Annotated in this window: 11 protein-coding genes; 5 read left to right on the forward strand and 6 right to left on the reverse strand. The window is 35.1% G+C overall.

Going from position 1 to position 16,055, the window contains the following annotated elements; translation table 11 throughout:
* Positions 1 to 265: 265 nt before the first annotated feature.
* Complete coding sequence (locus MJQ71_RS00555; RefSeq protein WP_238803768.1) at positions 266 to 3,268, reverse strand: phage tail-like protein; 3,003 nt, start codon at positions 3,266 to 3,268, stop codon at positions 266 to 268.
* A gap of 610 nt (positions 3,269 to 3,878) precedes the next feature.
* Here MJQ71_RS00555 and pfkA point away from each other — a divergent pair.
* Entirely contained in the window at positions 3,879 to 4,853 is a 975-nt protein-coding gene (pfkA, locus tag MJQ71_RS00560) for a 6-phosphofructokinase (RefSeq protein ID WP_238803769.1), read from the forward strand.
* 78 nt (positions 4,854 to 4,931) lie between these two features.
* On the opposite strand, the gene MJQ71_RS00565 is transcribed toward pfkA, so the two are convergent.
* On the reverse strand, positions 4,932 to 5,699 hold the full coding sequence (locus tag MJQ71_RS00565) for a YdcF family protein (protein ID WP_238803770.1): 768 nt from the start codon (positions 5,697 to 5,699) through the stop codon (positions 4,932 to 4,934).
* Between the two features lie 137 nt (positions 5,700 to 5,836).
* Here MJQ71_RS00565 and MJQ71_RS00570 point away from each other — a divergent pair, with 137 nt between their 5' ends.
* Positions 5,837 to 7,282 carry a DUF5106 domain-containing protein gene (locus MJQ71_RS00570; RefSeq protein WP_238803771.1) on the forward strand — a complete coding sequence of 482 codons (1,446 nt, stop codon included), beginning with the start codon at positions 5,837 to 5,839 and terminating at the stop codon, positions 7,280 to 7,282.
* Between the two features lie 53 nt (positions 7,283 to 7,335).
* On the opposite strand, the gene MJQ71_RS00575 is transcribed toward MJQ71_RS00570, so the two are convergent.
* Positions 7,336 to 8,169 carry a sialate O-acetylesterase gene (locus tag MJQ71_RS00575; protein ID WP_238803772.1) on the reverse strand — a complete coding sequence of 278 codons (834 nt, stop codon included), beginning with the start codon at positions 8,167 to 8,169 and terminating at the stop codon, positions 7,336 to 7,338.
* Positions 8,170 to 8,317: 148 nt separating this feature from the next.
* Complete coding sequence (locus tag MJQ71_RS00580; RefSeq protein ID WP_238806389.1) at positions 8,318 to 9,826, reverse strand: acetyl-CoA carboxylase biotin carboxylase subunit; 1,509 nt, start codon at positions 9,824 to 9,826, stop codon at positions 8,318 to 8,320.
* Between the two features lie 251 nt (positions 9,827 to 10,077).
* On the opposite strand from MJQ71_RS00580, the gene MJQ71_RS00585 reads away from it, so the two are divergent.
* Together MJQ71_RS00585 and MJQ71_RS00590 are read left to right on the forward strand one after the other, a co-directional pair.
* Positions 10,078 to 11,340 carry an aminotransferase class I/II-fold pyridoxal phosphate-dependent enzyme gene (locus MJQ71_RS00585; protein WP_238803773.1) on the forward strand — a complete coding sequence of 421 codons (1,263 nt, stop codon included), beginning with the start codon at positions 10,078 to 10,080 and terminating at the stop codon, positions 11,338 to 11,340.
* Positions 11,341 to 11,534: 194 nt separating this feature from the next.
* Entirely contained in the window at positions 11,535 to 11,717 is a 183-nt protein-coding gene (locus MJQ71_RS00590) for a BF3379 family histone-like protein (RefSeq protein WP_238803774.1), read from the forward strand.
* Positions 11,718 to 11,883: 166 nt separating this feature from the next.
* On the opposite strand, the gene MJQ71_RS00595 is transcribed toward MJQ71_RS00590, so the two are convergent.
* Positions 11,884 to 12,291: a MaoC family dehydratase gene (locus MJQ71_RS00595; RefSeq protein ID WP_238803775.1), complete on the reverse strand. Its 408-nt coding sequence runs from the start codon at positions 12,289 to 12,291 to the stop codon at positions 11,884 to 11,886.
* A gap of 95 nt (positions 12,292 to 12,386) precedes the next feature.
* Between MJQ71_RS00595 and MJQ71_RS00600 the strand changes: the two genes are divergently transcribed.
* The gene (locus tag MJQ71_RS00600) at positions 12,387 to 15,164 is read left to right on the forward strand and encodes a glycoside hydrolase family 2 protein (RefSeq protein WP_238803776.1); all 2,778 of its coding nucleotides are present in this window, start codon (positions 12,387 to 12,389) and stop codon (positions 15,162 to 15,164) included.
* A gap of 63 nt (positions 15,165 to 15,227) precedes the next feature.
* On the opposite strand, the gene MJQ71_RS00605 is transcribed toward MJQ71_RS00600, so the two are convergent.
* Positions 15,228 to 15,893: a hypothetical protein gene (locus tag MJQ71_RS00605; RefSeq protein WP_238803777.1), complete on the reverse strand. Its 666-nt coding sequence runs from the start codon at positions 15,891 to 15,893 to the stop codon at positions 15,228 to 15,230.
* Positions 15,894 to 16,055: the final 162 nt, after the last annotated feature.

Raw genomic sequence — 16,055 nt, forward strand, 5'->3', positions numbered from 1 at the left:
GATAGAGCAGATTTAAAATAAAACAAAAACGCCACCGCAATCTTGTGCAGTGGCGTTTAAAATAAACCCTAACCCATAAAAATCAATATTATATTCTTATTATTGATATTGCATTATTTTTATAAATAGCATTGCAATCATTGTGCCATGTTATTATTTATTTAGCCTATTTTTTATAAATATTTTAAATAAATTGGCAATTTTGTGATAAATTTAAAGTAAATTATTGCAATCAACTCTAAGTTTATAGTATTTGAAAAATGAACTATTTTTGTGTTTTTTCAAGATTATCAACTTTTCTTTCTAAGGCCTCAATTTGTTTGTTAGCTTTGATTAGATAGAGTGTAAGTTCTTCTATTTTTTCCATCAATTTTGCACTTGTTTCCATCACATCTAAGCCATCTTTAGCCATTTCTTTTGCAGATGGTACATTCGGCAAATGATGGTAATGATTGATAAATTTTTCAACCTCATGTAGTGACCTTAATCGGTATCCTTTTTTGAATACATAGTCGGCCCAACGGTCAGAATTAGCAACTGCAACTCTTACTCTTTCAGTTAATATACCGCCTTTTACAAAAAGTTGGTATCCATCAGGAAAAGAGCTAATTCCTGTGCCAATGACAACTTTTCCGTTGTTTGAGTTATGAAGGCGACCATCAACGATAGTCCATCCATTACTTGAAGAACCGCCACCTCCTGAACCAACGGCATCATTCACTAAAATTACATTTCCAAAATCGTCAACCGAAAGTACTTTTCCGTAGCTGTTACCTGCTGCTGATGCCGCTCGAAGGTTAAGCAATTGTAAGCCACTTTTGCCATCTTGGCTACTCGTGATAAATATTCCGCCTGTATTGGTATTTGTTACTTCTCCTTTGGTGTTAACTCGCCAAAGCTCAATGCCAGAAGGAGTAATTGAAGGAGTATTAACCAAAATTACATTTCCATTGGCATCAACCGAAAGTACTTTTTGACTAGTAACAGTTGGTGTATTATTACTGCTAAGTCTTGATAATGTCAGATTACTATTGATAAAGACAGTTCCTGAGTTATTATTAGCGATATTATTGCCGCTGATATTCCATGATGAAACTCCAGTAATACTACCTGTCGTTACGGAGTCTCTTACTAAAATCACATTACCGTTTTCATCAACCGAAAGCACTTTACCTGACGGTCTTGATGCTGGAAAAGATAATTTTAATTGATTCAAAACTAAACCACTTCGGTTTGTAACAGAACCATTAGTTACTAAATTGCCTGATTCGACGGTAAGTCCACCTTTTGAAGATAAACCATTATTGATATACACTTTGCCAATATTAGAGTTAACAATGTCATTGCCACTGATTGTCCAAGGGCTAGAAATTGAAGTGGTAGTGGATACTCCGACTGAATCTTTCACTAAAATTACATTTCCAAAATCGTCAACCGAAAGTACTTTTCCATAGGCTCTTCCTGCTGTACTTGCTGCTTTTAATTGTGAAAATTGAATGCCGCTTTTGTTATCAACTGAACCACTGAGTTCTAAAATTCCTGATTGCAAACGAAGACCATTTTTTGTCCAAAGGCCATTGTTTATATAAACTCCTCCCGAATTATTGTTACCTATGTTACTTCCATCAGTACTCCATTGAGAAGGACCTGAAACTGGAGGACTAGGGGAGTTAGCCATAATGACATTTCCTGCATTATCAACTGTTAAGAATTTTTGTGCAGTAACACTTGTCGAATTATTAATGCTGAATTTAGATAGTATAAGTTCATTGTTAATGAATACAGCACCTAAATTGCTATTGGCAATATTGTTACCATTGATATTCCAAGGAGAGGTTGGAATTGAACTTGCAACCGAGTCTCTTACTAAAATCAGATTTCCTGAATCATCAACTGTTAAGACCTTACCGTAAGGTCTAAAAGCCTTATTAGCAGCTTTAATATCATTGAATTGTAAAGAACCATTAACGATTAATTTCCCAGTATTACTGTTTGAAATATTGTTTCCACTAAGTTTCCAATAATTTGTTGAATTGTTGCCAGTTGAATCTTTCGCTAGAACAATTAAACCATCGTCATCAACAGTCAACACTTTTCCATTTGACTTAATTGCTGGAGAAATGGTTCGCAGACTTTTAAAACGTAAATTACTCACAATTACATCGCCTGCATTATTATTATCGATGGCACTTCCTTTTAGCGTCCAATAATTTGGAATAACGGGCGGGGTTACGCCAACTGAATCTCTTACTAATATTACTTGGCCTTTATCATTCAAAGAAAGTACTTTTAGGTTTGAATGCACAGCACTTGAATTGCTGGTCAATTGCTTAAATTCCAAACCACTTATATTTGCTACTTTACTATCAATCGACAAGGCACTTTCAGGTTGTTTTGTGTTAATACCAACCCTTGCATTTTCAAAATCTCCATAAATAAGAGGTATATTCCGAAAGCCATTTTCAATGTATAACCTATTACTTCCGATCTCGTTAATACCTGCATTATGCCCAATAAAAATATTCCCGTCACCTGTTGAGCGTTGCCCTGCTTGTGTTCCGATACTGATATTTTGCGAACCAGTGGTATTATTAATCAACGAATTAGCACCTAATGCGATATTATCACTACCAGTTTTATTACTAAGTAATGACTGATAACCAATCGCAATATTGTTCAAACCATAATTTGTGTCATAAAGAGCATACGCACCAATTGCAATCGAATTTAATCCTTGACTTCGATAACCCGCTCGATAACCAAAATAGGTATTTCCAAAACGATAATCAATTAAACCCGAACGATAATTATTTACTTTAAAAACCAAAGAAGTCGTATCTAATGTTCCAATGAAATTTGATTCGGAATTTAACCCTGTATTACCGTCAATGTTCCAACCATTGCCAGAGTTATTATTATTACTACTAAAGTTTTCTCCCGCTAATGCCGCTCCGTCGTTGCTTCGAGCGTACAAACCTTTCCAGTTGACGCCATCGAAAAAATAAAATCCCGTAAAAAAGTCTAGTTGGTAAACAATTAGACCGGTAGCTGGATTTTTAATTCCCGCCCGTTGAGCCAATGTCATACGAGGAATAAGTAGTCCTCTCGAATTAGATGTCAAATCTAACAAGGCTGAGTTATCGGGCTTTGTGGTTCCGATACCGACATTTTCTGTTTGTGCAGCTGAGGTTAAAACACTCAAAAACAACACTATGAATGCACCGGCTCTAAGTCGGAGTTCTTTGAAAGGTAAAATTATTCCTGACATCTTGTAAAATTTAATCGTGAGTTAGCAATTTATCCCAACGGGTTATAGAGATATTCTGGCTATCGTTCCGAAAAAGTAGTTTCAAATAGTATGCCAAAAAAATAAAATCATAAGTTATCTATAAAAGAAATTTGAGTTTCAATGTTTAGTTTTAAAAAATAGCTTATAAATGGTGAGAAAATTGGAGAAGAAAATATAAAATTTATTGTTTTTGAATCAAATAATTGGGTTTTTGATAGGTCTATTTGGAATCAAGCTTTTTTTCAAATTAAAATTAACTTAATATTCAATAATGATTGATAACAGTTAAGCGTCGATTTTTGAAATATTATTGATTGAATGGATTGAACAAAAATTGAAATTATTTAATCTTTATTTTTAAACGATTCTAATATGCCACAAAACAACAATATGCAAAAGATTCTAAAAAAAATCATATAAAAGAATATAATTTTGGCAAAATGGAATTTTACAGAACAATATTATCAATGATTAATAATGAAAGTTTGGGAGAAATAAAGAAAACTAATTACTTTTGTGCCTAAGCAGTATCAGTTGATTGAGAAAAGTGTTCGACTAAAATACTAAGCAAAATTAAGAAAATATTAAGATGAAACGAATAGCAGTTTTTACTTCTGGTGGAGATGCCCCTGGCATGAATGCTTGTATTAGAGCAGCAGTTAGAGGTGCAATCTATCATGGTTTAGAAGTTTATGGAATAAGAAGAGGCTACAATGGAATGATTTCGGGAGATATATTTCCGATGAATTCTCAGTCAGTGAGTAATATAGTGCAGCGAGGTGGTACGATGTTGAAATCGGCGAGAAGTAAAGAGTTTATGACTCCTGAAGGTAGAAAAAAAGCCTACGAAAACCTTATGAACGCAGGTATCGAAGGATTGGTAGCCATTGGTGGTAACGGTACTTTCACGGGAGCAGAAGTATTTTTTAATGAATATGAAATTCCAACAGTAGGTTGTCCTGGTACAATTGATAATGACCTTTACGGTACTGATTATACAATCGGATTTGATACGGCCGTAAATACAGCTCTCGAAGCAATTGATAAAATTAGAGATACGGCCGATTCGCATGACCGTGTGTTTTTCATCGAAGTAATGGGTCGTGACTCTGGATATATTGCCATTCAATCAGGTATCGGTGGTGGTGCTGAAATCGTGATGGTTCCAGAAACCCATACGCCACTCAAAAAAGTTGTAAGTACACTTAAAGATGGTTGGTCTCGTTCAAAATCTTCTTCAATCGTAGTTGTTGCCGAAGGTGACGAAGAAGGACACGCAACAGATATCGCCGAAAAGATAAAAAACCAAGTTGCCGATAAATTAGATATTCGTGTGACAACCCTCGGTCATATACAACGTGGTGGAACACCAACCGCTTATGACCGTATTTTGGCAAGCCGTTTAGGTCTTGGAGCAGTTGAAGGCCTTATCAAAGGATATAAAAATGTAATGGCTGGTGTAGTAAATAATGAAATGGTTTATACGCCATTTATTGATACAATCAAAAAACCAAAGCCAATTCACGATGATTTATTAAGAATGGTGCATATTTTGAGTATGTAATTTATATTTACGATTTACGAAGTACGATTTACGAATGATGCTAATATCTCGTAATTGTAACGCGTAAATCGTAATTTTTTATACCCATCCCATTAGTTTGTAGCTCCAATAACCAATTATTTCTCTGTATAATAACTGAGAAAAAGCAAAATTATCTTCCCTCGGTAATAAGTAAAAAAAGTAAAACTTTCGCTCGTGTGAAAGATAGTTTGCTCCATAGGGAGTTACCGAAATACCTACTTTTTCAAAGCATTTAGAAGCTCTTCTCAAATGATAACCCGATGTAATTAACAAGTATTTTTGATGACTAAATTGCTTCTTTAAAATTTTGGAGCAATTGAGTGCATTTTCCCTTGTGTTCATGGCGTGCGTTTCTAGAAAAATCTTATTTTTGGGTATTCCACTGATAATCAGGTATTTAGCTATCTCTTCAATTTCTTTTTTCTGGGTCTGCCCTAAAATTGGAATATCACCACCGCTTATTAAAATTTTCTTGATTTTGCCTTTTTTGTACAAATCTACCGCTTGCCAAATTCGGTCGCTTGAAATGCCTAAATAGATATTTTCGTTCGGTAATTTATCGTTGTTGGTTGTTCCACCAGTCAAAACAATGCCAATATCATGTGGTTTTAAGCTTGAAATTGCTGTTGGAGGAATTTCCCACCAAAGGAAAATCTCGTTTACGAGAAAAGGGTTTGCAAACGAGTACAAAAAAATAAACGCCAAAAAGACGATTTTTTTCGATTTGGTACGATTTTTTATACAAATGGCATATATCAATAATGTACACAAAATACCAATTGGCATCAGAATGAAAGTCAGAAATTTAGAAACAATAAAAAACATTAGATTTCGTTAGTTTTTAGAAAAATTTTAACCCTCTCATTTACTAATCGACCAAATTAACAAGTCTTTAACAACAATCACTCATTTAAGCAATTATCTTTGTAAAATAATATAAAATGAATAAAACCTGTAAAAATATGCGTATTAACTACCAAAAAAGTTTTTTACTGATTTTCTCTCTTATTTTTTCTGCTAATATATTTGCCCAAGAAATTGGACATTCTATAAAAGTAAGAATGAGAGGCGTGACCGAAGGAAAAACCTGTCATTTAGCCCATTTTTTTGGTTATAATCAATATATTAAAGTTGATTCGGCAAAAGTTGAAAACGGAGAATTGGCCTTCCAAGGCAAAGAACCATTGAAAGGAGGAATTTATTTGATTGTTCTTTCACCATCAAAATATTATGATTTTGCAATCAATGGTAAAGAACAATTTATGGAAATAGAAGGTGATACCGTTGACTTTGTAGGAACCGTAAAATTTAAAGGCTCAAAGGAAAACGAAATTTTATTCGGTTATCGTAAGTTTTTGCAAGATAAAAGCAAAGAAGCTGAGGTTTTGAACTTAATGTCGAAAGGAAATATTGATGCTGCAACAAAAGAAGCAAATCGAAAAAAACTAGAAGGCATTCAGAAAGAAGTGGAAGCTTACATGAAAAATCTGGTAAAAACGAATGATGGTTCGTTTGCATCAAAGGTGATAAAAGCTAATATTGAACCCGAATTGCCTACCGAATTGCCAAAAAAAGCTAATGGGCGTCCTGATTCAACATATTTATTTAATTATTATAAAGGCCATTTTTTCGATAATATTGATTTTACTGATGACAGATTGTTACGTTCGCCTTTTATACATAGCCGAATGGAGCGTTATTTCAAAGATTTAGTTTATCAAACAACCGACTCCGTAAATCGTGATGCCGACCGTGTGCTAAAATTGACGAAGACTAACCAAGAAGTTTATCGTTTTGCTCTATGGTGGGTCACAAATAAATATGAAAACAGCGAAATCGTCGGTCTTGACGGCGTATTTATTCATTTAGCCGAAAATTATTACTTGAAAGATGCCGATTGGCTCGATTCAACTCAAAGAGCGAAATTCAAAGAAAGAGTAAGTGTTTTAAAACCTTTACAAACTGGCTTTGTGTTTCCTTCCTTAATTGTAGCGGATTCGCTTGGACGTGAACATTCGCCATTGCAAAGTAAAAGCAAATATACAATTGTTCATTTTTATGACCCAGATTGCGGACATTGTAAGGAATCAGCTCCGAAATTAATGGAGTTTTACACCGCAAATAAAGCGAAAGTAACTATTTATAATGTGAGTGTGGCTTATGATATCAAAAAGATGAACAATTTTGTACATACTTATAAAATGCAGTCATTGCTCAATCTTTGGGACTCGAAGAATAAGTATTATTTCCGAAATAACTTTGATGTGTATTCTACGCCAACTAATTATATTTTGGATAAAGACAAAAAAATTATTGCTCGACGAATCCCTGTTGATAAATTAGAAGATTATATCAATTTCTATGAACGTCAACAAATGCAGAAACAAGCAACGCCAACTGGGAAGTAAGATTTTTGTTTGATACTTAAAAACCATTACTGATTCATTTCGGTAATGGTTTTTTATTTATTAAACTTTTGTAAAAATGTTAAAGCAAATCGTTCACCCATCATCCTTTGTCCTTCCGAATTAAAATGAATATCATCGCCTTTATGCTTAAAATCTTGCGTTTGGATAATTGCCGAATGTTGGTCAATAGAGGTGTATTCTTTTAGTTTTTGATTGATTTTCTGCCAATCTTCATTCGTTTTTGAGTAAGAACCAAGCTCTCCAATCATTATTGGCAAAGTTAGATTCCCAGTGATTTTTCTGAAATTGCTGAATAAATCGACTAAGTTTTTGTCATGATTTGGTATTCTTGAAGCAATCGCATCGCTTTCTCCTTGATGCCATAAAATACCTTTGATTATACCATATTTTTGGGCAATTGCTGCTTTTTCTTTAAAATTTGATAATAATTTAACTTCCCGATATAATGAATCTCCGAGCCATTGAGTAATCGAACTACCGCCAATTGCTGTTGGAATGATAAGGATAGAGATATTTTTCGGGATATTTTCTAGTAAAATCTTGCTAAAAGCCATTCCACAATCAAGCCCTGTACGAGTAGGCTCATAGAGATGTAAAGGTTCTTTGGCGTAAACGATTTCTCCAAGCGGATTAATCGTTAAAATACGATTATTTGGAATGGTATCAGAAGGCTCAACTTGACCTCTACCCGCCATATTCGACTGTCCTGCCATGATAAAAGCCCAAATGTTTTCTTTTTTGGGAATATCCCTTACTTTTTCGATGGTTTTTGGGAAATCTTTTGTTCGTTCAAAATCAATATTTTCTTGAGAAAAACTATTTTCTTGCAGTACAAATAAGAAAAAGACTAAGAAAAAATATTTCATGGATAAGATTATTGAATAAATAAAATGAGTTTTTAAACAATGAAATTTATTGAAAGATAGATAATTGAGACGAAAAATAAAAAACGATTCAATAAAAAAGGTCTGAAACAATAATGCTTCAGACCTTTTTTGAATCAATATATTTATATTATCCTCTTAAAACAACCCGATTTCTACGCCATTGACTGGTTTGTGCAGTGGCTGGCGTGCTTGAAGATAAACTATTATTTTGTTTCTTTTTAAACAATTCACTTGCCAAAACTGCTGCAATTTCAAATTCAACAGTTGGTGTTTCTTGCTGCAAAACTTCTGGAGTAAAGTATAAACCTACGAAGCGAGTATCAAATTTGCCACTCACAAATGCTTCATGTTGAAGAGCAAATTTACAGAATGGTAGCGTTGTTGCTACGCCCGTTATCTTAAATTCATCAATGGCACGAATCATTTTTTCAATCGCTTCGGTTCGGTCTTTTCCGTAGGCAATTAGCTTCGCAATCATTGGGTCATAGTGAATCGGAATCTCCATGCCTTCTTCTATGCCATCATCTACTCGCACTCCATTGCCTTGTGGACGAACATAACTTTGTAAAACACCCACATCAGGCAAGAAATTATTGGCAGGGTCTTCGGCACAGACCCTTACCTCGATGGCGTGACCGTTAATCTTCAAATCTTCTTGTTTGATACTCAATTCACGCCCTTCGGCTACGTAAATCATTTCTTTTACTAAGTCGATGCCTGTAATCATTTCAGTTACAGGATGTTCAACTTGCAAACGAGTGTTCATTTCTAAGAAATAGAAGTTCAAATCTTCGTCAACAATAAACTCAACTGTTCCTGCACCATAATAATTACAAGCTTTTGCCACCAAAACAGCACATTTTCCCATTTCTTCTCTAATTTCTGGCGTAAGAACTGCCGACGGAGCTTCTTCTACAACTTTTTGGTGACGACGTTGAATCGAACATTCTCGCTCAAAAAAATGTACCACGTTTCCGTGTTTATCACCCATTATTTGTATTTCGATATGTTTTGGCTTAGTAATATATTTTTCGATAAAACAAGCACCATTACCAAACGACGAAATAGCTTCGCCTACGGCCCTGTCCATTTGTTCATCAAATTCGGCTTCGTTTTCCACTACTCTCATTCCTTTTCCACCACCACCTGCACTGGCTTTAATCAAAACAGGATAACCAATTTCAGCAGATTTTTGCTTTGCAGCTACTCGGTCTGTAATTGCATCAGGCGTGCCAGGAACCATCGGTATATTGTATTTGGCAACAGCGTGTTTCGATGATAATTTATCACCCATCACTTCGATTGACTCAGGCGATGGCCCAATAAAAATTAAGCCTGCTTCTTGTACTTTTCGGGAGAAATCAGCATTTTCTGATAAAAAACCATAACCAGGATGAATGGCATCAACACCAAGTTTTTTGGCAACATCAATAATTTTATCTCCTCTTAAATAAGATTCTTTCGATGCGGCTGGCCCAATGCAAACGGCTTCGTCAGCATATTTAACATGCGGAAAATTTCGGTCTGCTTCCGAAAAAACGGCTACCGTTTTGATGCCCATTTCTCGTGCAGTTCGCATTACTCGAACAGCAATTTCACCTCGATTGGCAATAAGAATTTTTTTTATAGATTTTATCACTTTTGTTTATTGATTTAGTTTTGTTGTACCTTGATATTTTAGAATATAGATGATGGTCAATTATTATAGTACTAAATAACAGCAAAATCAAATGAGTTTTTTGAAATTTGCCGTAAAAATGTTGCACATTTTGTATAGATACGAATTTAGCTATTAATCGCTGTTTGTTTTCCTACTAAAAAACCATTATTTTTGCATAAAATTTTAGGTGATGAAACTATTCATCATTAATAAATATCATTATAAAAATGGCACAAGATATTTTTGATAAAGCTCTCAACAATTTAGGTCCAATCGGAACACAAGCAAAATTGCTTAATTCTCACCATTATTATTCTTTTCCTAAACTTTCGGGAGAACTTGGTCCTCACATGGTTTTTAATGGAAAAAGAATGCTTAACTGGTCGCTAAACAATTATTTAGGTTTAGCAAATCATCCAGAAGTTCGCCAAGCTGACGCAGAAGCGGCGGCCGAATATGGTTTGGCTTATCCAATGGGAGCGAGAATGATGACTGGCAATACCGAATTGCACGAGCAGTTTGAAAAGCAATTGGCAGAATACGTTGGTAAAAAAGATTCATTTTTATTGAATTATGGTTACCAAGGAGTGATGTCGGTTATCGAGTGTATTGTAGATAGAAAAGATGTAATTGTGTTTGATGCAGAAAGCCATGCTTGTTTGATTGACGGTATTCGCTTACACAAAGCAAAAGGTGGTCAATATTACCAATTTGCTCACAATGACATGGAGAGTTTGGAGAAAAACCTCGTAAGAGCAACCAAATTAGCGGAAGAACAAGGCGGTGGAATTTTGGTGATTACGGAAGGAGTATTTGGTATGTCGGGTAAAGTTGGTAGCTTAGATAAAATTGTTGAATTAAAGAAAAAATTCAACTTCCGTTTGTTGGTTGATGATGCTCATGGTTTTGGTACGATGGGGCCAACTGGTGCGGGTGTTCCTGAACATTTTGGTGTTCAAGACCAAGTAGATTTACACTTCTGTACTTTTGCAAAGTCAATGGCAGCGATTGGTGCATTTATCGCCGCTGACCCCGATGTTGTAATGTATTTAAAATATAATATGCGTTCGCAAACTTATGCAAAAGCATTACCAATGCCTTTTGTTTTAGGAGGAATGAAACGTTTGGAATTGATTAAGAATAACCCAGAATTAAAAGAAAACCTTTGGACAATCGTTAGAGCTTTGCAAGATGGTTTCCGTAAACGTGGTTTTGATATTGGCGATACGACTTCTCCAGTGACACCAGTTTTCTTGCATGGAAGTTATGATTTACCAACTGTTACGAATCTGATTCGTGATATGCGTGAAAATATGGGTATTTTCTGCTCAGTAATTATTTATCCAGTAGTTCCAAAAGGAGTAATTATGCTCAGAATCATTCCAACGGCTTCTCACACAATCGAAGACGTAGAATATACAATGGATTGTTTTGAGAAAGTACAAGCCAAATTAAAAGCAGGTGAATACGCTCCAATGGCGGTTGCCTAAACAATATTTATATTTAATCTTGAAAAGCCTGAAGAAATTCAGGCTTTTTGCTTTTTGACAGAAATAAGGGTTTTTTATTGTATTTTTTGGTGAAAAATTTGTAAAAATTTGTATTTTACCTAACTTGCAAGTACTTGCATCTTTTCAAAAATTATACAAACCTATTTATTCACTAAAAAACTCCTTTTCACATCATGGACAAGTACAAAGAATTGACCGATTTGGTAGCCTCTTTGGCCGTAGATTTCGACAAATTTTATGACAAAGGTAACAATGCCGCTGGTACTCGTGTAAGAGCAGGTATGGCAACATTGGCCAAATGGGCAAAAGACACCAGAACGGAAGTACAAGCTAAAAAAAATGCTGCAAAAGCATAATTAGCGAAGTATTAGTCAAGTAGTTTGTATGTCGATAAGTAAATTGGTCATGGTATTTTTTAGTCAATCACAATGACACCATAATTTTGAGTACATATACTACTATTAAACCAAGAAGTCTCGAAATTATTTCGAGACTTCTTGGTTATAGGCTATTTTAGAATCATTAGATTTTTGTCAAGTGCATCAATGTAGCTAAACCTCTGATGGTTCTGCGTGAAGTTCCTTTGATAAAAACCTCGCCCGTAATTTCGGCAATATGTTTTTCTCTATCTATGCTCATTACCGTAAAAATAACTTCATAATCGGTATCAACAAACATTGGGAACAAATATTCGGTTTCTTGTTTCATATAAATAGAGCCTTCCCCCGGGAATTCCATCCCTAAAATACGAGTAAAAACACTACTGCTCAAATGCCCGTGAATAATTGGACGTTTGAAACGAGTGGTTGCTGCGTATTCAGCATCCAAATGTAAAGGATTTTTATCGCCAGTTACTTCGGCAAACTTTATTACGTCTTCTTGCGAAAAACGAAATTCGTGGCGGTGCGTATCACCTATTTCTAAAAGCATAATTTTTTGTTTTAAAAAAATAATTGAAGCAAAAATAGATAAATTCCCTAACTTAGCAAAGTAAAAACTATTCAATAATAACCTACAAAACTATCATGACAAACCTCAAACGGCTTGGCTTAATGCTACTCTGTTTGCTTATTTTTAAGCAATCTTTTTCACAAGAAAACATTCCACTTCCAGAACACCCAAGACCAGATTTTGAGCGGGAGGCGTGGCTCAATCTCAACGGAAATTGGGCTTTTGAATTCGATAAAAATGATGCAGGATTAACCGAAAAATGGTTTTCTGGCAATAAATCATTTACCAAAACGATTAGTGTTCCGTTTCCGTGGGGTTCGTCATTATCAGGTGTAAATGATGAAGCGGATATTGCATGGTACAGCAGAAATATCAATATCAAACCTGAATGGAAAAACAAACGAGTTTTTGTGACAATTGGTGCATCAGATTGGCAAACAACGGTTTGGCTTGATGGAAAAGAACTAGGCAGCCATCAAGGTGGATATACTCCTTTTTCGTTTGAATTAACCAATTTGAAATATGGTACTAACCAAAATTTGGTTATAAGAGTAGATGATAAACGCCGTGATTTTACACTTTATGGAAAACAAGGCTATGGGAATGCTCGTGGACTTTGGCAAACAATTTATGTTGAAGCTCGTGGACAGAATTTCTTAGAAAACCTTCATTTTACGCCAGATATTGATAAAAAAAATGTAAAAGTAACAGCATATTTAGCCAATGCTTCAACAAAAGACCTTGAGTTAAAGGTTGAAATTGGCGGAAATAAGAAAATTTCAGTGCGTCAAACATTCCCGAAAAACAAGACAGAATATTCATTTGTGATTCCGATTACAACAACTCATTTGTGGACACTCGAAGACCCTTATTTGTACGAGGTAAAAGCTAAATTAGGCGATGATGAAGTGAAATCTTATTTCGGGATGCGTAAAATTTCAACCGTTTATTTGCCCAATACAAATTATATGTACGTGGCTCTCAATAACAAACCAATTTATCTTCAACTCGCCCTCGACCAATCGTATCATCCAACGGGTTTCTATACTTTCCCGACCGATGAATTTATGAAAAATGAGATTTTATTGGCTCGAAATATCGGTTTGAATGGTATTCGTACGCATATCAAAGTTGATGTTCCTCGAAAACTTTATTGGGCTGATAAATTGGGTGTTTTGGTAATGTCAGATTTGCCAAATTTCTGGGGTGAACCAGATAAAAATGCCCAACAAGAATCAGAATATACGCTGAAAGAAATGATAAAAAGAGATTATAATCACCCTGCTATTTTTTCTTGGATAACATTCAATGAGACTTGGGGTTTGCGTTCAAAACAAGAAATAAATGGTAAAAAAGAAAGCATTTATTTGCCAGAAACCCAAAAATGGGTAGCCTCGGTATATCGTTTGGCAAAATCGTTGGATGCTACTCGTTTGGTTGAAGATAATTCGATTTGTTGTGGTGCAGGACATACCGAAACTGATATTAATTCGTGGCATGAGTATTTACCTGGCGAAGGTTGGGAGAAACATTTAAAAACCATTGATGAAAAAACCTTCGTTGGGAGTAATTTTCATTATGAAAAAGGATATTTACAAACCGATGTACCAAATATCAACTCCGAATGCGGCAATGTTTGGGGCTATGAAGGTAGCACAGGAGATGTAGATTGGAGTTGGGATTACCATCGAATGATGAATACTTTTAGAAAATATCCAAAAATTGCGGGGTGGCTTTATACCGAACATCACGATGTAATTAACGAATGGAATGGCTATTTTAGATTCGACCGTAGCGAAAAAGAAACAGGTGTAAGCGAGTTAGTGGATGGAATGGGTATCAAAGATTTTCATTCGGATATTTATTTGTCAACAGGCAACGAAATTAGTCGCAGTGTGAAGCCAAAAGAAGAGATTTCTGTTCCGTTATATTTGTCCGTAATGACCGATAAAAATTTAGGAAAAAGTTTAAATCTAAAAATCCAAATGTACGGTTATGATGCTCTTGGACAGAAAAAAACTTGGGGTTCAATATCCAAAACTATACCTTATCAAGCATGGATACAAAAAGAACTTGAACCATTAAAACTGACGATGCCCGATGAGAAATCAGTCGTAATTGTTGCTTTAATTGTAGAAGATAATACAGGAAAAACTGTACATAGAAATTTTGCAACGTTTATAGTTGAGGGCAATTCTCCGACAGAAATGACACTTTTGAACGGAAAAAAAGCTAAATTATTAAGTTTTGAAGCAAAAAACTTTAGCGATTCACAATGGAGTAAAAAACAGTGGAATGTACTAGATGGTGCCAAAGTCAATGGAGCAGGAGCGGGTTATTTTGAGTATAAAATCAAAGTGCCAACTGATGCCAACTTAGATAAGGTAATGAGTGCTTCATTTGTGGCTGAAGTGTCATCCAAACAATTGTTTGCGAAAGACATGGATAAAACATTGGCAGGAAATGAAAATTATATGTTAGGAGCAAAAGCCGAACCAAGCCAAAATAAAAATGCCTATCCGATGACCGATACTTCAAGGTATCCAAGTGCCGTTTCGGTAAAAGTTAATGGTATTTTTGCAGGAAAATTTGATTTGACGAATGACCCCGCCGACCATCGTGGAATTTTATCTTGGCATTATCAAATACAAGACCGCAAATTGAGAGAAGCGGGTTCTTATGGCTATCGTTTAGACATTAATATCCCACAAAAAGCAATTGAAGTAGCTCAAAGCTCAGGCGAATTAATAATTAGGCTTGAAGTTGATGAAAAATTGGCTGGTGGGCTAGCCATTTATGGCGACAAATTTGGTCGTTATCCAATGAATCCTACAGTTGTTTTAGTTTATTAGAATTTGAATATATAAAAAAATCCCGCTTTATTACCAAGCGGGATTTTTTAGGGAAATTATATATTAATTCACTTTTGGAGCAGGAATAATAACAACGTTCGGTGCGGGTTTTCTTGGATTAGCAATAGTCGGAACTGTTGGTGTGGTGTTTGGCAGAATCGTTTCAACGCTTGGTTGTGGCGAGTTATTCTCTTCTTGAGGCACTTTTGTGTCTTTCAAAGACGCTTCACATTGCTTAATTGCGGTGATAGATTCATCCATTAACCCTTCTTTTGCTGCTTGATAATAAAAAGCCATTGCTCTTTTAAGCATATCGGCTGTGGCAGATGGCGTGCGTTGTCGCCAAGCCAAACGTTGTAATTCAGCACCTTGTGCCAGTGTTATATGAGCTAGTTGCCCTCGATTTGGGTCGTTAGCATTGAGACTTATGAGTTCTAATAAATTTTCCTTAGCAGGCTGAAGTCTTTGTAAAGCAAAGTAATCTTTAAATTTTTGGGTAAGATAAAGAGCGTGCGAACTATTTTTTATTTGTTCAGTAACTTGGCTTGCAGACTCAAATTCTGGTAACTTTGCACATTCACGGTATCGAAAGAAGGCATCCCAATAACGACCAGCTTTAAAATAGGTATCGGCTTCATCAAGCAGATAAGCACGGGATACTTGAGCATTACCTGGAAATGCCAATAAAATAACCCAAGAATTCAGCAGAATAAGACGTACGAGTTTCATAACTTTACAATAATTTAAGCTACATTATAAACAAAAAAATAAATGTAAAAGTTTGATTGTCAATAAATTATGAAGTTTACTTGAAGGTTTCTGATGTTAGTACATTTTCTATAACGTTCAATAATGCAAAATTATTGAATAATTGCAATTAAAAACAATTAA

Origin of the sequence: Emticicia aquatica, assembly GCF_923079645.1 — a bacterium.
In the GTDB taxonomy this organism is placed as follows: domain Bacteria; phylum Bacteroidota; class Bacteroidia; order Cytophagales; family Spirosomataceae; genus Emticicia; species Emticicia aquatica.